Source organism: Undibacterium sp. Tian12W (assembly GCF_049339405.1).
In the GTDB taxonomy this organism is placed as follows: Bacteria; Pseudomonadota; Gammaproteobacteria; order Burkholderiales; family Burkholderiaceae_D; genus Undibacterium.
The window spans coordinates 59,123-80,515 of record NZ_JBMPPK010000025.1 but is presented as its reverse complement, the minus strand read 5'-3'; the positions used below and the strand labels follow the sequence as shown (position 1 = coordinate 80,515).

20 protein-coding genes are annotated in these 21,393 nt (G+C 50.6%); 14 read left to right on the top strand and 6 right to left on the bottom strand.

Annotation, left to right across the window (positions count from 1 at the left end):
* The first annotated feature begins 660 nt into the window (after nucleotides 1-660).
* From ACO0LI_RS26180 to ACO0LI_RS26170, 3 genes are read left to right on the top strand one after another with little or no spacing between them, the layout of a single operon-like run.
* Nucleotides 661-2,457 carry a type I secretion system permease/ATPase gene (locus ACO0LI_RS26180; protein ID WP_422950024.1) on the top strand — a complete coding sequence of 599 codons (1,797 nt, stop codon included), beginning with the start codon at nucleotides 661-663 and terminating at the stop codon, nucleotides 2,455-2,457.
* A 2-nt stretch (nucleotides 2,458-2,459) separates the two neighbouring features.
* Nucleotides 2,460-3,815 carry an HlyD family type I secretion periplasmic adaptor subunit gene (locus ACO0LI_RS26175; protein WP_422978048.1) on the top strand — a complete coding sequence of 452 codons (1,356 nt, stop codon included), beginning with the start codon at nucleotides 2,460-2,462 and terminating at the stop codon, nucleotides 3,813-3,815.
* A gap of 2 nt (nucleotides 3,816-3,817) precedes the next feature.
* Nucleotides 3,818-5,185, top strand: coding sequence for a TolC family outer membrane protein (locus ACO0LI_RS26170; RefSeq protein WP_423036339.1), 1,368 nt, complete (start codon nucleotides 3,818-3,820; stop codon nucleotides 5,183-5,185).
* Nucleotides 5,186-5,302: 117 nt separating this feature from the next.
* Here the strand turns inward: ACO0LI_RS26170 and gatB are convergent, their stop codons facing one another.
* From gatB to gatC, 3 genes are all read right to left on the bottom strand, one after another.
* Nucleotides 5,303-6,778 carry an Asp-tRNA(Asn)/Glu-tRNA(Gln) amidotransferase subunit GatB gene (gatB, locus tag ACO0LI_RS26165; protein ID WP_423036353.1) on the bottom strand — a complete coding sequence of 492 codons (1,476 nt, stop codon included), beginning with the start codon at nucleotides 6,776-6,778 and terminating at the stop codon, nucleotides 5,303-5,305.
* A gap of 88 nt (nucleotides 6,779-6,866) precedes the next feature.
* Nucleotides 6,867-8,321 (bottom strand): Asp-tRNA(Asn)/Glu-tRNA(Gln) amidotransferase subunit GatA, encoded by a 1,455-nt coding sequence (gene gatA, locus ACO0LI_RS26160; RefSeq protein ID WP_423036337.1) that lies wholly within the window; start codon nucleotides 8,319-8,321, stop codon nucleotides 6,867-6,869.
* A gap of 14 nt (nucleotides 8,322-8,335) precedes the next feature.
* On the bottom strand, nucleotides 8,336-8,644 hold the full coding sequence (gatC, locus tag ACO0LI_RS26155) for an Asp-tRNA(Asn)/Glu-tRNA(Gln) amidotransferase subunit GatC (protein ID WP_422950029.1): 309 nt from the start codon (nucleotides 8,642-8,644) through the stop codon (nucleotides 8,336-8,338).
* 279 nt (nucleotides 8,645-8,923) lie between these two features.
* Between gatC and ACO0LI_RS26150 the strand changes: the two genes are divergently transcribed.
* The 6 genes from ACO0LI_RS26150 to ACO0LI_RS26125 all read left to right on the top strand — a co-directional run bounded on the left by ACO0LI_RS26150 (nucleotide 8,924) and on the right by ACO0LI_RS26125 (nucleotide 16,097).
* A complete protein-coding gene (locus ACO0LI_RS26150) occupies nucleotides 8,924-9,967 on the top strand; it encodes a rod shape-determining protein (RefSeq protein ID WP_162061166.1) in 1,044 nt (347 codons plus the stop codon).
* A 180-nt stretch (nucleotides 9,968-10,147) separates the two neighbouring features.
* Nucleotides 10,148-11,206: a rod shape-determining protein MreC gene (gene mreC, locus ACO0LI_RS26145; protein WP_423036335.1), complete on the top strand. Its 1,059-nt coding sequence runs from the start codon at nucleotides 10,148-10,150 to the stop codon at nucleotides 11,204-11,206.
* Nucleotides 11,203-11,721, top strand: coding sequence for a rod shape-determining protein MreD (gene mreD, locus ACO0LI_RS26140; protein ID WP_162061164.1), 519 nt, complete (start codon nucleotides 11,203-11,205; stop codon nucleotides 11,719-11,721). Before mreC ends, mreD begins: the two co-directional genes overlap by 4 nt.
* A 91-nt stretch (nucleotides 11,722-11,812) precedes the next feature.
* Nucleotides 11,813-13,816, top strand: a complete 2,004-nt coding sequence (mrdA, locus tag ACO0LI_RS26135; protein ID WP_423036333.1) for a penicillin-binding protein 2 — start codon at nucleotides 11,813-11,815, stop codon at nucleotides 13,814-13,816.
* A gap of 2 nt (nucleotides 13,817-13,818) precedes the next feature.
* Entirely contained in the window at nucleotides 13,819-14,931 is a 1,113-nt protein-coding gene (gene rodA / locus ACO0LI_RS26130) for a rod shape-determining protein RodA (RefSeq protein WP_422950032.1), read from the top strand.
* Nucleotides 14,928-16,097 (top strand): septal ring lytic transglycosylase RlpA family protein, encoded by a 1,170-nt coding sequence (locus tag ACO0LI_RS26125; protein ID WP_423036331.1) that lies wholly within the window; start codon nucleotides 14,928-14,930, stop codon nucleotides 16,095-16,097. The genes rodA and ACO0LI_RS26125 overlap by 4 nt, the downstream gene beginning before the upstream one ends.
* A 23-nt stretch (nucleotides 16,098-16,120) precedes the next feature.
* Here the strand turns inward: ACO0LI_RS26125 and rsmI are convergent, their stop codons facing one another.
* Nucleotides 16,121-17,035: a 16S rRNA (cytidine(1402)-2'-O)-methyltransferase gene (gene rsmI / locus ACO0LI_RS26120; protein WP_423036329.1), complete on the bottom strand. Its 915-nt coding sequence runs from the start codon at nucleotides 17,033-17,035 to the stop codon at nucleotides 16,121-16,123.
* A 59-nt stretch (nucleotides 17,036-17,094) separates the two neighbouring features.
* Here rsmI and ACO0LI_RS26115 point away from each other — a divergent pair, with 59 nt between their 5' ends.
* From ACO0LI_RS26115 to ACO0LI_RS26095, 5 genes are all read left to right on the top strand, one after another.
* Nucleotides 17,095-17,493: a YraN family protein gene (locus tag ACO0LI_RS26115; protein ID WP_423036327.1), complete on the top strand. Its 399-nt coding sequence runs from the start codon at nucleotides 17,095-17,097 to the stop codon at nucleotides 17,491-17,493.
* A 231-nt stretch (nucleotides 17,494-17,724) separates the two neighbouring features.
* The gene (locus tag ACO0LI_RS26110) at nucleotides 17,725-18,321 is read left to right on the top strand and encodes a phosphoheptose isomerase (protein WP_162043771.1); all 597 of its coding nucleotides are present in this window, start codon (nucleotides 17,725-17,727) and stop codon (nucleotides 18,319-18,321) included.
* Nucleotides 18,314-18,967 carry a BON domain-containing protein gene (locus tag ACO0LI_RS26105; RefSeq protein ID WP_422950036.1) on the top strand — a complete coding sequence of 218 codons (654 nt, stop codon included), beginning with the start codon at nucleotides 18,314-18,316 and terminating at the stop codon, nucleotides 18,965-18,967. Before ACO0LI_RS26110 ends, ACO0LI_RS26105 begins: the two co-directional genes overlap by 8 nt.
* Before the next feature lie 52 nt (nucleotides 18,968-19,019).
* Nucleotides 19,020-19,616 (top strand): LemA family protein, encoded by a 597-nt coding sequence (locus ACO0LI_RS26100; protein WP_423036325.1) that lies wholly within the window; start codon nucleotides 19,020-19,022, stop codon nucleotides 19,614-19,616.
* Between the two features lie 49 nt (nucleotides 19,617-19,665).
* The gene (locus tag ACO0LI_RS26095) at nucleotides 19,666-20,175 is read left to right on the top strand and encodes a DinB family protein (protein WP_422950038.1); all 510 of its coding nucleotides are present in this window, start codon (nucleotides 19,666-19,668) and stop codon (nucleotides 20,173-20,175) included.
* A gap of 23 nt (nucleotides 20,176-20,198) precedes the next feature.
* Here ACO0LI_RS26095 and ACO0LI_RS26090 read toward each other — a convergent pair whose 3' ends face one another.
* Nucleotides 20,199-20,624, bottom strand: a complete 426-nt coding sequence (locus ACO0LI_RS26090) for a BLUF domain-containing protein (RefSeq protein WP_423005833.1) — start codon at nucleotides 20,622-20,624, stop codon at nucleotides 20,199-20,201.
* Nucleotides 20,625-20,636: 12 nt separating this feature from the next.
* Nucleotides 20,637-21,344, bottom strand: a complete 708-nt coding sequence (gene folE, locus ACO0LI_RS26085; protein WP_186955062.1) for a GTP cyclohydrolase I — start codon at nucleotides 21,342-21,344, stop codon at nucleotides 20,637-20,639.
* Nucleotides 21,345-21,393: the final 49 nt, after the last annotated feature.

Below are 21,393 nucleotides of genomic sequence, written 5' to 3'. Positions count from 1 at the left end.
TACCACTTCGCGTTCGCGGCTTTAAGCATGCTTACTCAAGCATTCCCAAACTTCTGTAGTGTCATACATCCCTGTTTAGCCCCAAAACACGACCACTCTGCACAAGGTTCAATGCTGGTAAGGCTACACCAAGTGAGAATCCTGGCTAAATCACAGCAAATTGCAGCATTTCAAGTGAGGTATATACATTCAATGAGGTTCAACGAAGTGCCGCATGTGCATATCTGATTGTAAATCGACAGCATTTTATGTTTAAAAAGCATGTCAATTAATCATGTGATGCAACTGGCAAAAATTTTTGTATTCCCAATATATGGGGAGTATGCCGGGAATATCAATGGCACCACAGGGGCTAGATGGAGATTTTTGATATACAGGAGGGGGTATGCAAAATATATCGGCTTCGATACACGAAACACGTTTTAAAAGCGTAAAACTTGTGTTACGCTTTCGAAAAATGTGATGTACGTCACATTTAATTGAGTTGTGAACAGGGATAATGCCGCCTTGCCTTAAAAATGCCGATGAATTCCTCCTCCAAAGAGATTACTCATCAAGCGGCCACCTATTATATTGCGATGTTTTTAGCACTTCAGTGTGCAAAGAATACAAATGATCTCGAAACTAAAACTTCCACAAACTGAAATTGCACAGGTTCTGATGACCTTTAAAAGTGCCTTCAGAACCGTTGGCATCTTCAGTGCCATCATCAATCTGTTGATGTTAGCACCTTCCCTGTATATGTTACAGGTTTACGATCGTGTTTTGCAAAGCCGCAACGAAATCACTCTGTTGATGTTGACATTGTTGATGCTGGGTGCTTACGCCTTGATGAGTGCGCTTGAATATATCCGTAGTTTTGTACTGATACGTCTGGGTGCCAAGCTCGACATGCAAATGAACAAGCGTATCTACACTGCTGCATTTGAACAAAACCTGAAACGTGGCGGCGGTAATGCAGGCCAGGCTTTGCAGGATTTGACGCAAATTCGTCAGTTCCTCACAGGTGCAGGCTTGTTTGCCTTCTTCGATGCGCCATGGTTCCCGTTCTATCTGGCTGTGATCTTCATGTTTGATACTTATCTCGGCTTGTTTGCGCTGGCTGCGGTGATTGTCATGGTGATCCTGGCGTACGCCAATGAAGTGGTTTCCAAAAAACCTTTGACTGAAGCCAATACCATGGCCATCGTCTCCAGCAATCTGGCGACGAATAATCTGCGTAATGCCGAAGTCATTGAAGCCATGGGCATGCTGCCTAACCTGATGTCGCGCTGGTTCAAATTGCATGGCCGTTTCCTGCAATTGCAGGCAGAAGCGAGCGAGAAGTCCGGCATTATTACCGCTTTGAGTAAATTTGTTCGTGTCTCCGTTCAATCCCTGGTGCTCGGTTTTGGTGCCTTGCTGGTGATTGAAGGCAAGATGTCCCCAGGTATGATGATTGCCGGCTCCATCTTGCTGGGTAAGGCAACTGGTCCTATCGATCAACTGATCGGTGTATGGAAACAATGGAGCACAGTTAAAGGTGCTTATGGTCGTTTGAATGAATTGCTGGCATCCAATCCACCACGTCAGGCTGGCATGGACTTGCCTAAACCGCTGGGTGCTTTGTCTGTCGAAGGCGTGACTGCAGCGCCTCCAGGCTCTACTGTGGTTGTTGTCAAAGGCTTGTCCATGGCCTTGCAACCAGGTGACGTGCTGGGCGTGATCGGCCCATCAGGTTCCGGTAAATCCACACTGGCACGTTTGCTGGTAGGCGTCTGGCCAGCTGCGGTTGGTAAAGTGCGTCTTGATGGCGCTGATATCTACCAATGGAACAAAGATCAACTCGGACCAAATATTGGTTACCTGCCACAAGACATAGAATTGTTTGGCGGCACAGTAGCAGAAAACATCGCACGCTTTGGTGAAGTTGATTCTGAAAAAGTCATTATGGCTGCCAAGCGCGCCGGCGTGCATGAAATGATTTTGCATTTCCCTCAAGGTTACGACACCCGTTTGGGTGACGGCGGTGCGGGTCTGTCTGGTGGCCAAAAGCAGCGTATCGGTCTGGCGCGTGCCATGTATGACGATCCATCCCTGCTGGTACTCGATGAACCCAATTCGAATCTGGATGATATTGGCGAACAGGCTCTGGTCGTTGCTGTGAATGATCTGCGTCAACGTGGCAAAACTATCGTGTTGATCACTCACCGTACGACGATTCTGGGTGCCACCACCAAGCTCTTGTTGCTACGCGATGGTGTAGCACAGGCCTTTGGTCCGCGTGATCAGGTACTGGCCGCGCTGAATCAGGCAAATCAACAACAGGCACAGCAGATGCAACAAGCCCAGCAAGCTGCGGCAGCACAACAGGCTGCCCAACAAGCACAAGCTCAGGGCGGTTTGCAATCAGCAGCTACAGAGCCACCGGCAGATACGCAGCAAAGAATTAATGCTACAGCTGCACAAGAGGAATAATCATGAAAAATGCATTGGTCAAAAAAGGTGATGTCACGGACGTGGCAACTCACAACGTAGAAATACTCGAAGTCAATACAGATGCACGTGGCTACTCCCGCCTGGGCTGGATCATCATCCTGATCGGCGTGGTTGGCTTCCTGCTGTGGGCGTTTACTGCCAAGCTCGATAAAGGCGTGCCCATGAGCGGTAACGTGGCCGTGGCCTCCAGCCGTAAAGTCATACAGCATCAGACTGGTGGTACGGTTGATGAAATCCTGGTCAAGGATGGTGATGTCGTCAAAGCAGGCCAAACCTTGCTGAAAATGAACTCTGTCAGTGCCAAGTCAAATGCAGAAATCACCAGGGTACAATTGTTTACAGCCCAGGCGGTAGAAGCAAGATTGCTGGCTGAACGCGTAGGTGCAAAGTCCATCAGTTTTCCCAAGGAACTGGATGAGGCAAAAAGCGATCCTCGCGTTGCTAACGTCATTTCGCTGCAACAGCAACTGTTCACTACACGTCAGATTTCCATACAAAGTGAGTTGGGTGCAGTAGATGAAAACATCGCTGGTTTGAAATCGCAACACAAAGGCCTGGAAGAATCCATGGTCAGCAAAAAGCAACAGCAACAGTTCCTCAAAGAACAGCTCGATGGTATGCGTGATCTGGCCAAGGAAGGCTATATTGCCCGCAATCGTCTGCTGGATCTGGAACGTACTTATGCGCAGGTGAATGGCAGTATCTCTGAAGACCTGGGTAATATGGGCCGTGTCTCACGCCAGATCATGGAAATGGGCTTGCGTAAATCACAGCGTCAGCAAGACTATCAAAAAGAAATCCGCACACAATTGTCTGATGTCCAGAAAGAAGCAGAAGCCTTGCAAAACCGCCTGACTGCACTGGATTTTGATCTGAACAATGTCGCAGTGAAAGCACCTGTGTCAGGCACCGTTGTTGGCTTGAACGTATTCACCAAAGGTGCTGTTGTGCCTAGCGGTTTCAAATTGATGGAACTGGTTCCGCAGGATGATGCGCTGATCGTCGAAGCAAGCTTGCCAGTCAATCTGGTAGATAAAGTGCATGCCGGTTTGAAAACAGAATTGATTTTCTCTGCCTTCAATACCAATACCACACCGCATATTCCGGGCATCATTACTCAGGTATCCGCTGACCGTACTGTCGATGAAAGAACTGGCCAGGCCTTCTATAAAGTCCGTGCAGAAGTAGCACCTGAAGGCAAGAAAATGATTGCCAACCTGAACATCCGTCCTGGTATGCCTGTTGAAATGTTTGTCAGCACTGGTGGCCGCACCATGATGAACTACCTGTTGAAACCAGTGATCGACCGTGCCCATTCTGCAATGACTGAGGATTAATGATGAAAAAATCATGGAAGCGCCTTAATCTGATCGCAGCTGCCTGTGGCGTCCTGGTGATGTCGGCAGGCCAGGCTCAGGCCATGGGCTTGTTGCAGGCCTATGAGGCTGCGTTGGTCAATGATCCTACTTACCGTGCAGCTGTTTCAGAAAATATCGCGGGTAAGGAATACCGTAATATCGGCCGGGCCGGTTTATTGCCAACCATACAGTATGCTTATGGAACAGGTAAAAACCGCGCAGAAATCACCTCGCCGGCGACCAACTTTTTGGGTCAGCCAACTGGTGGTGTGGCGGTCAGTAATTACGATTACACCAGCATCACCAATTCTGTTTCCTTGCGTCAGGTACTGTTCAGTCTGGATACGGCAGCGCGTTACAAGCAGGGCATAGCGCAGACCAACTATAGCGACGCTATCTTTTCTGCGCGTAGCAAAGACTTGATCATCCGTCTGACGACTGCTTATGCGGATGTCAAATTCTCTGAAGATCAGGTAGATTTGTTCCGTGCCCAAAGAGATGCTTATGCCGAGCAGAAACGCATCAATGAGCGTATGTTTGAAAAAGGTGAAGGCACCAAGACCGACATGCTGGAAACTCAGGCAAAACTTGATGTTGCCGAGGCTCAGGTGATAGAAGCACAAGACAATTTGCTGAATTCAAGGAATGCTTTTTCTGCCATCATTGGCAGTGAAGTAGTGCAGCTTGATGGCTTGCGCCCAGAGTTTACCGTGATGCCTGTTGCCCTCTCCAGTTTTGAAGAGTGGATGACGATCGCAACAGAAAGCAATCCTGAAATTGCAGCCGCCAAATATTCTGTCGAAGCTGCCGAACTGGAAATCAGCAAGAGTAAAGCAGGCCATACACCAAGGCTGGATCTGAACGTTGGTTACAACCGTGGTTTGTCTGACAGTATCACGACACGTACGCAAGATCAGACGATCAAGAGCATAGGCGTGCAATTGGTGATACCGATTTATTCCGGTGGTTATGTCACCGCAATCAGTAATCAGGCCATCGCCAACCGCGACAAGGCCAAAGCTGATCTGGACTCAACCAAGAACAGAATTTCGATAGAATTGCGCAAGCAATTTAATGCTATACAAACCAGTTTGACGAAAATCAGTGCTTTGCAAAAGTCCGTCAACTCCGCGACTTTGCTGGTTGAAGCAACCAAGCAAAGTGTCAAAGGTGGTGTGCGTATCAATCTGGACGTGCTCGGTTCCGAGCAACAACTGGTTGCTGCCAAACGTGACCTGGCGCAAGCCAAGTACAATTACCTGATCAGCTACCTCAAGCTGCGCGTCACTGCAGGTAATATCAATGTGGATGATGTACAGACAGTAGCTGCTTACTTTGCACCGAATTGATCTTGATAAAGGCTGCTGCCGGGATTTGAAGTAGACGCCAAGCCAGTCACTAAATCAGCAGATACAAAAAAACGGCACATCTTCACAGATGTGCCGTTTTTCATTTTCAAGCAGGAATTAACCAGTCAGTTTTTTCTTGAGCAATTCATTGACCTGTGCAGGGTTGCCCTTGCCTTTGGTTGCCTTCATCGCCTGACCAACCAGGGAGTTGAATGCCTTCTCTTTGCCTGCACGGTATTCATCGACAGACTGCTGATTCGCAGCCATGACTTCGTCAATGATTTTTTCCAGCGCGCCAACGTCAGAAATTTGCTTCAGACCTTTGGCGTCAATCACCTGGTCTGCCAGATTTACATCTGCAGATGGTGCTTCCCACATCGCTGCGAACACTTCCTTGGCAATCTTGTTGGAAATCGTGCCATCAGCAATACGTTGCAACAGCACTGCCAACTGCGCGGACGTTACTGGAATAGCGCTGATATCCAGGCCTTCACGGTTCAGAGTCGCTGACACATCACCCATCATCCAGTTGGCCGCAGGCTTGGCTTGTGCTGCACCAGCAGCAGTCACCACCGCTTCAAAATAAGTAGCCATGCCTTTGGATTGCGTCAGGACAGTCGCATCGTATTCAGTCAAACCCAATTGCTCGATGAAACGCTGGCGCATCGCAGATGGCAGCTCAGGCATGGTAGCACGAACTTGTTCTACCCATTCGCGGCTGATCTTCAGTGGTGGCAGATCAGGGTCAGGGAAGTAACGATAATCCATCGAATCTTCCTTGTCGCGCATTTTTACTGTAATTTTCTTATCCGGGTCATACAGGCGCGTTTGTTGAATGATAGGCCGACCTTCTTCAATCTCAATGATCTGGCGGCGCACTTCATAATTAATCGCCTCTTCCAGGAAACGGAAAGAGTTCAGGTTTTTTATTTCGCAACGTGTGCCAAATTCTTTTTGACCGACAGGACGCACTGACACATTGGCATCACAACGGAAAGAACCTTCTTGCATATTGCCATCGCAGATGTCCAGCCAGGTCACCAGAGAGTGTAGGGCTTTGGCATAAGCCACCGCTTCAGCAGCACTACGCATCACAGGTTCAGTAACGATTTCCAGCAAGGGCGTACCTGCACGGTTCAAGTCTATGCCTGTCATACGGGCGGCTGCACCGTGGGTAGATTTGCCAGCGTCTTCTTCCAGGTGGGCGCGTGTCAGTTCAATATTTCTAAATTCGGCCTTGCCATCTTTTTCAAATACGCAAGGCACGAAACCGCCCTGTACTACCGGGATTTCAAACTGGCTGATCTGATAGCCTTTGGGCAGGTCAGGGTAAAAGTAATTTTTGCGAGCGAAGATGGATTCAGGTGCAACCACGGCACCGACGGCCAGGCCAAACTGTATGGCTTTTTCTACCGCACCTTTATTCATGACCGGCAACACGCCAGGCAGGGCCAGATCCACCGGGCTGGCCTGGGTATTGGGTTCGGCACCAAATTGTATTGAAGAGCCGCTGAAAATTTTTGAGTTGGTCTTGAGTTGCGCATGCGTCTCAAAACCGATAACGACTTCCCATTGCATAATATTCCTCGTTATATCTTTGTTTATTGCCTCTGCTTTTTATCGAAAGCAGCACATCAATTCCATGTCCATGATCTTTCATTCCCTGCCAGAGGGAAGAGGCTCATGCCGGTGCGCGTGTATGCCAGTCTGTCGCTTGCTGGAACTGGTGAGCCACATTCAGCAATTTCGCTTCATCATAATAATTGCCGATGATTTGCAAACCTACCGGGCGCTTCGCATTTTTTTCACCCTGACCAAAACCACAAGGGATGGACATGCCAGGCAAGCCAGCCAGACTGGTAGAAAGGGTGAAAATATCAGCCAGATAGTTGGCTACCGGATCATCGGCTTTCGAGCCCAGGTCCCAGGCCACGGTCGGTGCTACCGGTCCCATGATGACATCGCATTTCTCGAATGCAGTGGCAAAATCCTGGGCGATCAGGCGGCGTATTTTCTGTGCCTGCAAATAATAAGCATCATAGTAACCGTGCGACAGTACATAGGCACCGACCAGGATACGGCGTTTGACTTCTGCACCAAAACCTTCAGCACGCGACTTTTTGTACATGTCTTCAAGGTCAGTATAATCTGCTGCGCGATGGCCATAACGTACACCGTCAAAACGGCTCAGATTCGAAGAAGCCTCTGCTGGCGCAATTACATAATACACAGGGATGGACAACTCGGTTTTTGGCAAAGAAATTTCTACCAGTGTCGCGCCCAGCTTTTCATATTCAGCCAACGCAGCACGCACTGCCTGTTCCACATCTGCGGCCAAGCCACCAGAGAAAAATTCTTTCGGTACACCGATGCGCAAGCCTTGCAAAGATTTGTTCAGGTCACGGTTGAAATCTTCTTTTTTGCGTTCGAGAGAAGTCGAATCCTTCTCATCAAAACCTGTCATCGCATTCAGCAAAATACCGCAATCTTCTGCTGTCTGGGCGATAGGGCCGCCCTGGTCCAGTGAAGACGCAAATGCGATCATGCCGTAACGCGATACGCTGCCATAAGTTGGCTTGATACCGGTAACGCCGCAAAATGATGCCGGTTGGCGGATAGAGCCGCCAGTGTCAGTAGCTGTCACTGCCGGTGCCAGACGCGCAGCAATCGCCGCTGCCGAACCACCAGAAGAACCACCGGGTACGGCAGTCTTGTCCCAGGGGTTTTTCACCGCGCCAAAATAAGAATTTTCATTAGATGAACCCATGGCGAATTCATCGCAATTCAATTTACCCAGCGTGACCGTGCCAGCTTTATTGAACAGCTCAACGACAGTGGCATCAAAGGGACTGACATAATTTCCCAGCATGCGCGAGCCTGCAGTCGAACGCCAGTCGCGTGTCACGAAAATATCTTTATGGGCGATAGGTACGCCCGTCAATACACCGGCATCACCACTGGCCAGACGTGCATCGGCTGCGGCTGCCTGCTGCAAAGTCCATTCAGGATTCACATGCAGAAAGGCATTCAGGTCACTGGCAGCAATACGGTTCAGATAATGCTGGGCAAGTTCAGTGGCGGAAACCTGCTTGCTTTGCAGCAGGGTGGATAATTGCGAAATTGTCTTGGTATGCATAAGTGAAATATGACTTATTCAGTCTCAATAACCTGAGGTACGAGGTAAAGGCCATCTTGTGTCGCTGGCGCTGGCTTTTGATAATCTTCGCGATGATTGCTTTCAGTAACCACGTCTTCGCGCAGGCGCAAAGCCATTTCTGGCAGCAGGGCGGCGATAGGGTGGCTCAGAGGCGCCACACCCGTGGTATCGACTGCTCTTAATTGCTCGACCAGCGAGAAAATACCGTTCAGTTTCTCCAGCGTAGCAGTCGCTTCTTCAGGGGAGGTCTGTATATTTGCCAATTTGGCAATTCTTTCTACATCTTTAATTGTCAGTGACATAGTTCAGGAGCGCATTTTTGCGCGAAAAGAGTGTCAAAAAATACATAATTCGACATACCACCAAAAGCATAATTTAGGTGTTGGTATCGAATAAATTTAAACAGATTATAAGGTAGAATGGCGGGTTAATGCCCTAAATGGCTTGCTAAATCCCCTAACATGCTTGGATTGCGAGATGGCTGCTCAGTTTTTACTGGAATCAGTCAGGGTTAAAAATTCGGTAGCGCAGCCCGGCAGAGCGGGTTGAGCCCACAATCAGTTAAATACAGGACAATATACATGTTTGGTTTTTTACGTAGTTATTTTTCAAATGATCTGGCGATCGATCTGGGAACAGCCAATACGCTGATTTATGTACGTGGACAGGGTATCGTGCTTGATGAACCATCCGTAGTAGCGATCCGTCAAGAAGGCGGCCCTAACGGCAAGAAAACAATACAGGCAGTAGGTAAAGAAGCCAAGCAGATGCTGGGCAAGGTACCAGGCAATATTGAAGCCATCCGCCCGATGAAAGATGGTGTGATTGCCGACTTTACCGTCACCGAGCAAATGCTCAAGCAATTCATCCGCATGGTGCATGACACCAAGTTCTTCAAACCATCCCCACGCATCATCATTTGTGTCCCTTGCGGTTCTACTCAGGTAGAACGCCGTGCGATCCGTGAATCTGCTTTGGGTGCCGGTGCTTCTCAAGTGTATTTGATTGAAGAACCGATGGCAGCGGCGATAGGTGCTGGTTTGCCAGTGTCTGAGGCAACTGGTTCGATGGTGGTTGATATCGGTGGTGGTACGACAGAAGTCGGTATCATTTCCCTCGGCGGCATGGTCTATAAGGGTTCGGTCCGCGTCGGTGGTGACAAGTTTGACGAAGCGATTGTCAACTACATCCGCCGCAACTACGGCATGCTGATCGGTGAACAGACTGCTGAAGCCATCAAAAAAGCCATCGGTTCTGCTTTCCCGGGTTCTGAAGTCAAGGAAATGGAAGTCAAGGGACGTAATCTGTCTGAAGGTATTCCTCGCTCCTTCACGATTTCCAGTAATGAAATCCTGGAAGCACTGACTGATCCTCTGAATAACATCGTTTCTGCCGTTAAAAACGCGCTGGAACAAACACCGCCAGAGCTGGGTGCCGATATTGCTGAAAAAGGCATGATGCTGACCGGTGGTGGCGCACTCCTGCGTGACCTCGACCGTTTGCTGATGGAAGAAACCGGTTTGCCAGTCATTGTTGCAGAAGACCCGCTGACTTGCGTAGTCCGTGGCTCTGGCATGGCGCTGGAGCGCATGGATAAGCTGGGTTCGATTTTTTCTTACGAATAATAAGACTTAATAAGACTAAGTACCGGACCATCGTGGGAAGACAGTCAGCGCCAGTGTTGGCTGTACTTCCCGTATTTGATGAAGCTGCATTTTCCTGGCTACTGATGCGCAGGATGTACAGCTGATTTGATTGCAATTTATATGCTTGTTGCGCTGTTCACTGAGAAACACCGGTAAAGTATGGATTACAGCCCGCCACCACTCTTCAAGCAAGGCGCCTCTGCGCGCGTGAGGGTGGTTTTCTTTGCCGTCCTGGCGATTTTTCTATTAGTTGTTGATTCCCGTCTGAAGTCTCTGACTCTGGTCAGGCAAATCCTCGGCAGCGTACTGTATCCGGTGCAAATGGTCGCCGTCATGCCACGTGATACCGTCAAGCGTGCTTCTGATTATTTTGTGTCGGTCACGACACTGGAAAAAGAAAACACGCAACTGAAGCACCAGCAAACCCAGAATGCCGATACCCTGCAGCAGACCGGGCACTTGATGGCAGAAAACACCCATCTGCGCAAACTGCTTGACGCGCGTGAACGTCTGCAAGTCAAGTCCGTCATGGCAGAGATCATCTACGATGCCCGTGACCCTGCCAGCCGCAAGGTCATCATAGACCGTGGTATCAAGCATGGCCTGACATTATCCCAGCCAGTGATTGATGACAAGGGTGTGGTCGGCCAGGTGACGCGGGTATTCCCTCTGACGGCAGAAGTAACCTTGCTGACCGATAAAAACCAGGCCATCCCCGTGCAAATCCTGCGTAATGGCTTGCGCAGCGTGGCCTATGGCCGCGGCCAATCCAGCTACCTGGACATGCGCCTGACCACCAATGCCGATATCCAGAACGGCGATCAACTGGTGACTTCAGGCATCGACGGTATCTATCCCCCAGGCCTGGCGGTTGCCAAGGTAGTACAGGTAGAAAACAAGGCCAATACCACCTTTGAAAGCATCTTGTGCGTGCCGACTGCGGGCATAGACCGCAACAAGCAGTTACTGGTCTTGCTGGTATCTGCAGATAATTTGTCGCGTCCGGATACCGAGGACGTGCGCGCCAAGAAAGAAAAAATCAATCGCAAGGTAACCCGTGATGCGGCAGCACCTACATCTGATACCAAACCTGTCGATCAGCCCATGAAAGATTTGCCGGTCAAGGACGGTGCTGTGAAAGAAACTCCAGCCAAAGATGCGCCACCTAACGCACCAGCCAAGGATGCACCTGCAACTGCAAAGGAGCCCAAAACATGAATAGCCCGCACTACATATTATTGCCGGTCAATCCGCTATTTATCGCTATCAGTTTCGCCGTCGCATTCTTTCTCAATTTCTTACCATGGGGTGGCTGGATAGGTGTCCCCGATTTTGTTGCCCTGGTATTGGTATTCTGGACCATACACCAGCCGCGCAAGGTCGGCATAGGTGTGGCGTTTGCCATGGGGCTGCTGATGGATGTGCATGACTCCATCTACATGGGTGAAAACGCGCTGGCTTATACCCTGTTATCGTATTTTGCCATCATGATACACAGGCGCGTACTGTGGTTTCATCCACTGACGCAAACCCTGCATGTGTTTCCCCTGTTTTTGTTTGCACAGCTGGTGCAGCTTGCCGTACGCATGCTGGTGGCACCAGATGCGCATTTCCCGGGCTGGGCTTATTTTACCGTCAGCCTGGTGACGACTGTGTTGTGGCCGTTTGCAACTTTGCTCTTGCTGGCACCACAAAGACGCGCCAAAGATAAAGACCACACCCGTCCTATCTGAGTTCGCTGTATTTTTGATTGCTGTCTGTTTTTTGAACTGATTAGTCTGCTTCATCTGCTCTATCTGCGCCACCTGCTTCACTTTTTTCACTATGACAGAACTTAAAAATACGGAACGCGAACTGCATTATTTCCGCATGCGCCTGATTTTCATCGGTGTATTCGTATTTCTGTGTTTTGCCGCACTGATTACGCGCTTTGTCTGGCTGCAAATCATCAAGCATAATGATTATGCTTTGCTGGCAGATGAAAACCGCATAGACATCGTCCCCGTCGTCCCTAACCGTGGCTTGATCACGGATAGGAATGGCGTCATCCTGGCACGTAATTATTCTGCCTATACGCTGGAAATCACGCCCTCCAAAATCAGCAAGGACATGGATGTCCTGATTGATGAGCTGGCCGTATTGGTAGATATACAGCCCAAGCACCGCAAGCGTTTTCGCAAATTGCTGGAAGACTCAAAAAGCTTTGAAAGCCTGCCTATCCGTACCCGGCTTACGGATGATGAGGTCGCCAGATTCACGGCCCAGCGTTTCCGTTTTCCTGGTGTCGATATCCAGGCCCGTTTGTTCCGTCAATATCCACAAGGCGATTCAGCTTCTCATGTGATTGGCTACATAGGCCGTATCAGCCCCAAGGATGCCGAGATCATTGATGAAATGGACGATGCCGCGAATTACAATGGCACCGACTATATAGGTAAGGAAGGCCTGGAAAAAAGCTACGAAAAAATCTTGCACGGCAGCACAGGTTTTGAAGAAGTGGAAGTCGCCGCAGGTGGCCGGGCTGTGCGTGTGCTGTCCCGTACGCCGCCAACTTCAGGCAAGAACCTGATCCTGTCGGTCGATATAGAACTGCAAAAGGTCATAGAAGAAGCCTTTGGCGACAGGCGTGGTGCGCTGGTCGCCATTGAACCTGAGACCGGTGACGTGCTGGCTTTTGTGTCCAAGCCTACTTATGATCCCAACCTGTTTGTCGAGGGCATAGACCAGCAAAGCTGGAATGAACTCAATACGTCCGAAGACAAACCCTTGTTGAACCGGCCATTGACAGGTGCGTATCCACCAGGCTCCACCTACAAGCCTTTCATGGCATTGGCCGCACTGGAGCTGGGCAAGCGCACCACTTCGCAGGCAATTGCTGATCCTGGCTATTTTACTTTTGGTAACCATACCTTCAAGGACGATAAAGCCGGCGGGCATGGCATGGTCGATATGTACCGTTCCATCGTGCAGTCCTGCGATACGTATTACTACATGCTGGCCAATGACCTGACGGTAGATGTCATGCATGATTTCATGAAACCTTTCGGTTTTGGCCAAATCACCGGCATCGACCTGGAGCATGAACGATCCGGCTTGTTACCTTCGACTGCCTGGAAGCGCGAAGCCTTCAAGAAAAAACCGGCACAACAGCGCTGGGTACTGGGTGACACCATTTCTCTGGGGATTGGTCAGGGACAAAATACTTTCACTCCTTTGCAGATGGCGCACGCCATGGCGACACTGGCAAATAACGGCATCATCATGAAACCGCATCTGGTCAAGATGACAGAAGACCCGCAAACCAGGCAAAGGGTCTTGACTGTTCCCAAAGAGACGGCACGTATTTCCCTTAAGCAGGAAAATATAGATTTCATCAAAAATGCCATGGTCGGCGTCACCAAAGAGGGTACTTCTGCCAGGGTGTTTCAGGGAACTGAATATGTTTCTGGTGGCAAGACAGGGACAGCTCAGGTGGTGGGTATTAAAAAGGGCGAGAAATATAATGCCAAGAACATGGCTGCGCGCCATCTTGATCACTCTCTGTATACTGCCTTCGCACCGGCTGACCGTCCTAAAATAGCGATCGCCATTATTGTAGAGAACGGCGGCTTTGGTGCCGAGGCGGCTGCGCCCATCGTGCGCAAGGCACTTGACTATTACTTGCTGGGCAAGCGTCCGCAAGACAAGGGCAGCAAGGACCAGGTACCACCACAACCCAAGCCGCAAAGCGACATGGCCTTGTACCGTTCAGACGCTGAAGTCAAGACACCGGCTGAGCCTGATCCGGGTCCTAAACCCGGTGGCGAAACTACAGGCAATAAGGATTGAAAATGCAAAAGAATAGTTTTAACTGGCATTTCATCCGCTCGCACATCTTTGTCTTTGATGCGACCCTGGCGATACTGGTGTTCATGATCATGTCGATAGGCATCATGACCCTGTATTCTGCGGGCATGGATTTCCCCGGACGTGTTGAAGGCCAGGTCAGGAATATCATGGTGTCTCTTTTCATCATGTGGGTCATGGCGAATATCCCGCCGCAGACGCTGATGCGCTTTGCCATACCGATTTACACCTTTGGGGTGGCTTTGCTGATTGCAGTTGCGTTGTTTGGCCTGGTCAAAAAAGGTTCTCGCCGCTGGTTGCATGTGGGTATAGACATGCAACCATCAGAGATGATGAAAATTGCCACCCCGCTCATGCTGGCCTGGTATTTCCAGAAGCGCGAAGGTGCCTTGCGCTGGCGTGATTTTGTGATTGGTGCCGTGATTCTTGGCATACCCGCCGCACTGATCGCCAAGCAGCCGGATCTGGGTACCGCCATGCTGGTTACTGCGGCCGGTTTTACTGTGGTTTTCCTGGCTGGCTTATCCTGGAAGTTTCTGATCTCACTGATTACGGCGGCGGCTATCATTATCCCGACCGTAGTCTGGCCATACATGTTGCATGACTACCAGCGCGACCGGGTATTGACCATGCTGGACCCTAACCGTGATCCCCTGGGCAAGGGCTTCCACATCATACAATCGACCATTGCGGTTGGTTCCGGTGGCTTGCATGGCAAGGGTTATATGAAAGGGACGCAGGCTCATCTGGAATTCATTCCCGAACATACGACAGATTTTATCTTCGCCGTGTTCTCTGAAGAATTTGGTTTTGTTGGCAATGTGATACTGGTTACCCTGTACTTTTTATTGATACTGCGCTGTCTGGTGATTGCTGCCAATGCGCCCACGCTATTCTCGCGTTTGATGGCTGGTGCCGTGACTATGATATTCTTTACCTATGCCTTCGTGAATATGGGCATGGTTATAGGCATAGTCCCCGTCGTTGGGGTACCTTTGCCTTTCATGAGTTATGGCGGCACTGCACTGGTGACGCTGGGTATGGGATTAGGGATAATGATGAGCGTGCAGCGTAACCGAAAACTGGTGCAGACATGACATTGCGCATGTCTGTCATGCGCGCCCGTTATGGTCACCTGCCATTGCTGGCAGCCAGCGCAGTATTACTGGTGGCATGCGGCAGTGCACCGAAGAATAACGTCATTACTGCTGATAACCCGCGCCCTGCCAGCCTCACAAAATCCAGTCCGTCTCAGACAGCAGCCTTGCCCAAGGCAAATTCTGGCAAAGGCGCTTATTACAAGGATGACGGCCCTGGTGAAAACATACCCGAAGGCCTGGAAAATACAGTAGATCCCATTCCCACACTGGAAAATTATTCCCGCTCAGGTAACAAGCCCTATGTGGTATTTGGCAAAACCTATACCCCGATAGCAGACAGCACCACACCATTCGTGCAGCGTGGTGTTGGCAGCTGGTATGGCAAAAAATTCCACGGGCAAAAGACTTCATCCGGTGAACTGTATGACATGTACAAGATCACTGCTGCCCATCCCATCCTGCCTATACCTTCTTATGCGCGGGTCACGAATGTAAGCAACGGCAAGCAGATCATCGTCCGCATCAATGACCGCGGGCCCTTTCATGCCAGCCGCATTATTGATCTGTCTTACACCGCAGCCCTGAAGCTTGATGTCATAGGCAAGGGCAGCAGCCAGATCGAAGTTGAGCGCCTGCTACCTGCTGACATAGAGAGAATGGCTGAGAACCGCAAAAATCAACCATCGCAATCTGCCCAAGTTACTCAGCCTGTGCAAGTCGCAAGGCAGGACACAGCCATCGCGGTCACCACGCCAGTACCTGCCCGGGAATTGCCTGTTGTGCGGACCAATCCAGCCGCGACCATGAGCATGGAAGAATTGCTGGCATCCCAGGACAGCAAGCCAGTAGAAAAATTTACCCCGCCTGTAGCTGCTACCGGCACAGCCAATACATCAGCTAATGCGGCAAGCAATACCACCGCATCAGCAACGCCCGGCTACTACATACAATTCGGCGCTTACGCGATACGCGCGAATGCTGAGGCCATCATGAACCATCTCAAGGGACGCGCAAGCAGCAAGCTGCCTGGCTTTGATATCGTGCAACAAGGTAGTCTGTATCGTCTCGTCAGTGGGCCATTTGCCAACCGTAGCGAAGCAACCGCAGCAATTGTTCAGGCAAGTGATCTTGGCGTGGGCAAACCTCTGATCGTGCAGCGCTAGTGAATTGTTGCAGTCTCCAGGATTTATTCTTCGTCTGTCTGCTTCATCTCCAGCGCCATCTGGTACAGGGCATTTTTCTTTTGCCCGGTCAGTTGCGCTGCCAGACTGGCAGCCTGCTTGACTGAGCATTCTTCCAACAAAATCTGCAAGACCCGGCGCGCTTCGAGCTCCTGATTATCTACTGCGGCTGCTGCGGCTTCGATGAGGATCACGTATTCGCCTTTTCCCCTGTGGCTGTCAGCCGCCAGCCAGCTCTCTGCTTCAGCCAGGCTACAGCGGTGGATTTCTTCAAACAGTTTGCTGACTTCACGCGCCAGCACGATGCGGCGTGCGTCACCAAATACTGCCCGCATGGCGGCTACCGCTTCGATGATACGGTGCGGCGCTTCATAAAAAATCAGGCTGGCAGGTATGGCTTGCACTTCCCGCAAGATACTGTCGCGCTGTCCGGCCTTGGCTGGCAAGAAGCCGACAAAATAAAAACGATCATGTATCAGGCCACTAGCCGACAGGGCGCTAATGGCGGCAGATGCGCCCGGCAAAGGTGTAACTGGCAAACCCGCCAGTTTGACTGCATCAACGATCTTGGCACCGGGGTCGGATACACCGGGTGTACCAGCGTCAGACACCAGCGCAATACGCTCGCCTGCCTGCAAGCGGGCCAGTATTTTTTCTGCCACTTCGCGCTCATTATGCTGGTGAGCTGCGATCAGGGGTTTGCTGATACCATAGCGTGATAGCAATTGTGCAGTATTGCGGGTATCTTCACAGGCAATCGCATCTGCCAGCGACAGCAAGTGCAGGGCGCGCAGGGAGATATCGGCGACATTACCAATAGGAGTAGCGACTACATATAAGGTCGCTGCCGGATAATTTTGCCGGGTGACTGCCTCGATCACAGTCGCACTTGTGAACAGTGCCTTGTCGGTGGTGCTCATGCCTGTTCCTTTATGTAGTATGCAAATTAAGCAAATGAATTAGCCGAGATTGTACGCCAATGAGACTCGCAAAGACTGCAGAAACGCCAGATAGCAAATCGGGAGCTGACCAGCGTACCAGCCGCCGCCGTACCGGCGACGAGGCAGAAAGCCTGGCACTGCTGTATTTGCAAAAAGCTGGCTTGAAACTGATACAACAGAACTTTTTATGCAAAGGTGGCGAAATCGACCTTATCATGCAGGATGGTGCTGTGCTGGTCTTTGTCGAAGTCAGGAAACGCAGTTCCATGCAATTTGGCGGTGCCATTGCCAGCGTCACACTAGCCAAACAAAGGCGTATGGTGCATGCTGCGCAAGTCTATTTGTTAGCAAAAAAGACCCAGCCCGCTTGTCGTTTTGATCTGGTGGCCATAGATGGAGAGCAGATCAACTGGCTAAAGAATATTATCGTCGCTTGAGGAAGTGACAGGCTAGTGGACTGGAATAGTGAAAGCTGAAGTGAAGGGCGCGTGCCCGGCGGCCAGGGCAAGGCAAGGGCAGAAGCATGCGCAGCGATAGTCGGACTATCGCGAGTATTTGCAACGCAGCCTTGGTCGGCGCGCACGTGACAGGCACTCTGCTTTCACTGTTACGGTCCACTAATGCTCAGCCTGCCGTATAATCTGACGCAATCAGACTAAGTAAGCATTATGACAAATCAACGCATATTGGCGCACTTCCAGGAAAGTGCAGAATTAAAGATGCGGGCTGGCACAGAGCTGGCTCAGCCTATTTCAGAAGCAGTGGAACTCATGTTCTCAGCGCTGTCTAATGGTAACAAGATACTCGCCTGCGGGAATGGCGGTTCTGCGGCTGACTGCCAGCATTTTGCTGCTGAGCTGGTGGGACGCTTTGAGCGTGAGCGCCTGCCTTTACCGGCCATGGCACTGACGACAGATACGTCGATTTTGACTGCAGTCGCCAATGACTATAGTTTTAATGAAGTATTTTCCAAGCAGGTACAGGCGTTTGGGCAGTCTGGCGATATCTTGCTGGCCTTATCCACTTCAGGCAATTCGCTGAGCGTGGTGAATGCCATCAACGCCGCACTTGAGCGGGATATGCGCGTCGTGGCGCTGACCGGCAAGGGCGGCGGAGAAATTACGAATATCCTGACTGAGGCCGATGTCCATATCTGCGTACCGCATGACAGGACCGCGCGCATACAGGAAGTGCATTTATTAACCATACATTGTTTGTGTGACGGCATTGATGCCGCATTATTCGGAGGTGATGCTGATGATTAAGAAATCCTTGAGCAAGCTGGGCAAATCTGCTGCAGTCATAAGTTTGAGCTGTGCTGCGGCCTTGAGTCTGCAAGGCTGCGTGGAAATGGTCGTAGGCAGTGCTGTAGTAGGTACTTTTGCAGCAACTGACCGCCGTACCTTTGGTGCGCAAACCGAGGACAAGGCCATCGTCATCAAAGGCGAAACCCGTATCTCCCGTTTGCTGGATAAGAATGGTCATGTGAATGTCAATGCATTTAACCGCCGAGTCCTCTTGACTGGTGAAGTGATCGATGAAAATGCCAAATCAGCCGCCGAGCGCGAAATGCGTGCCGTTGAAGGCGTAACTACCGTCACCAATGAATTGATCATAGGGCCAGTCTCCAATTACACATCACGTTCAAATGACACCCTGCTGACGACCAAGGTCAAGGCGACCTTTGTCGATGCCAAGGAAGTGTCCGCGAACGCCTTCAAAGTCGTGACCGAGGCCGGTGTCGTCTTTTTGATGGGACGTGTCACCCAGCGTGAAGGCAACCATGCTGCTGATCTGGCCAGCAGCATCAGTGGCGTGCGCAAGGTCGTCAAGGTATTTGAATATATTACTGAAGAAGAATTGAAGACTTACCAGACCACACCAAATAAAAATCCTCCCAACGACAATTAAACCAGCATGACCGGCTTGATATTTGGCCGGTCTTGTTTTTTCTGGAGACATCATGATTGCAATGATCGTGTTGGCGGTCATCTTCGCAATACTGGCATTCTGGGTGCTGGGCATACAAAAACGTTTGCTGAATTCCCGCAGGCGCATCAAATATGCATTTTCACAAATGGATATACAGTTCAAGCGCCGCTATGAACTGATACCCAATCTGGTGGAGATTGCCAAAGGCTATATGAAGCATGAGCGCGAAGCGCTTGAGGCCATCATCACCGCGCTCAATGAGGCTGTGTCTGCCAATGCCATGGCTTGCATCCATCCCCTGCTTGGCATTGCGATACTGCATCTGACCGCGACGGAAGACAGACTGACCGTGACATTAGGCAGAATGTTCGCGATTGCCGAAGCCTGTCCCGATTTGCAAGCCAATGAAAACATGCAAAGGCTGACCACGGAATTGAATGATGCTGAAAACAAGCTCATCTTCGCCCGTCAGGCTTACAACGATTGCGTGGTGCAATATAACCAGAGCATGGAGCATTTCCCCGGCCCTGCCATTGCGAATATCTTCGGTTTTCATGCAGCAGAATTAATGCAGGTGGCAGAATCCGATGGCGGCCTGGTAGCACAGCTTGCGGTTGCATCAGCGTAGTAACTAGTGACTAGTAACTAGTGATTAGTAACAAAGGAGATCCGCGACTATGGATAGTATTCTGGTTTCACTCTTCAGTTACAAGGCCTGGGCCAATGCAGAGATGCATGCTGCCCTTGCCAGATTTGATGCCCAGCGGTACCCCGATCAATTCCAGGCCATGCTGCACACGCTGGATCATGTCAACGTCGTGGACAGGATTTTCAAAGGGCATTTGAGTGGAACGGGGGCTGCTGGTTTTACATCGACAAATTCCGAAAAAATACCGGATTTATCTGCATTGCGCGAGATCGTCAGTGCGACTGATAACTGGTACCTCGACTTTGTATCCGGCCTCAGCACCGAGCGTCTGAAACAGCGCCTGCAATTTAGCTTTACTGACGGCGACAAGGGCACCATGTCATGCGAAGAGATGTTGCTGCATGTGATTACCCACGGCGGTTATCACCGTGGTTGCGTGGGGCAGATTCTGGAAGACATGGGCATCGGTTCTCCCCCTGATTCCCTGACCAAATTTTTGCACAGGCATGAACCTGAGCGGCGCCTGCACCAGTTATAAACCGGAGCGGGGGCACACCTGAATCAGGTTCGTCCAACGATAGACGCAGTCGCCATCAGTTCATCGATCAGGGCCAGCAATATCTTGCCTGACATGCGGTGCGGGTCCAGTACCGGCAAGGGCGAATATTTCAGCAAAATCGAAGGATTGATCTTGCCCATGTTCGCCTGTCCCATGGTCCAGCCGGCATAGCGACGCTCCAATATTTCTTCATAATCAAGCAGGATCACGTCAGTATGGCGGGCATCCCGCAAGATGTGGCTGTACAGGGTATTGACCGCTTCGCGGCCACCCTCCAGCACTTGCATGAAGACCTGGTCGCTATGGCAAAGTACGCCGGTGATGCCGTGTTGCGGATTATGCTGACGTGACTGGCTGACGATGGATTGCACGATATCGCACATTTTTTCATCCACGACACGGCTGGCGTAAAGTAAGCGTACTAGCATGGCAAGTCCTGGTTAGCGTTTGATCAGGGATAAAAATTCACGGCGCAGGTTCGCATCCTTCAAAAAGGAGCCGTGCATCACACTATTAATCATGGCGGTCTCCATATCTTTGACGCCACGCCAATGCATGCAAAAATGGTCAGCTTCCATGACCACGGCCAAGCCATCTGGCTGCATTTTTTCTTGCAGGGTATCGGCCAGTTGTACTACCGCTTCTTCCTGTATCTGCGGGCGGCTCATGACCCATTCAGCAATGCGCGCATATTTCGACAGGCCGATCAGGTTCGAATGCTCATTCGGCATGACACCTATCCAGACCTTGCCAATAATCGGGCACAGATGATGTGAGCAAGCGCTACGTACCGTGATAGGGCCGATGATCATCAACTCGTTCAGGTGTGAGGCATTCGGGAATTCGGTGACTGGAGGCATAGGGACATAACGCCCCTTGAATACTTCCTGTATGAACATCTTGGCGACGCGGCGGCCAGTATCCTGGGTATTGTGGTCGCTCTCGGTATCTATTACCAGGCTTTCCAGCACGGCACGCAACTTTTCTTCAACTTCTGCCTGCAATTCATCCATCTCGCCTGCTTCAATGAAACGGGCGATATTGTCATTCGCGTGAAAACGCGTCTTGCTGGCCGTGATGCGTTCACGTATGCGCTGCGAGACGGGGATATTGACAGCTTTATATGCTAAGGGCGTATCGTTGGACATGCTGAAAACCGGGATGTAAAAAGCCTATGGTAACTGAATTGTCAAATTG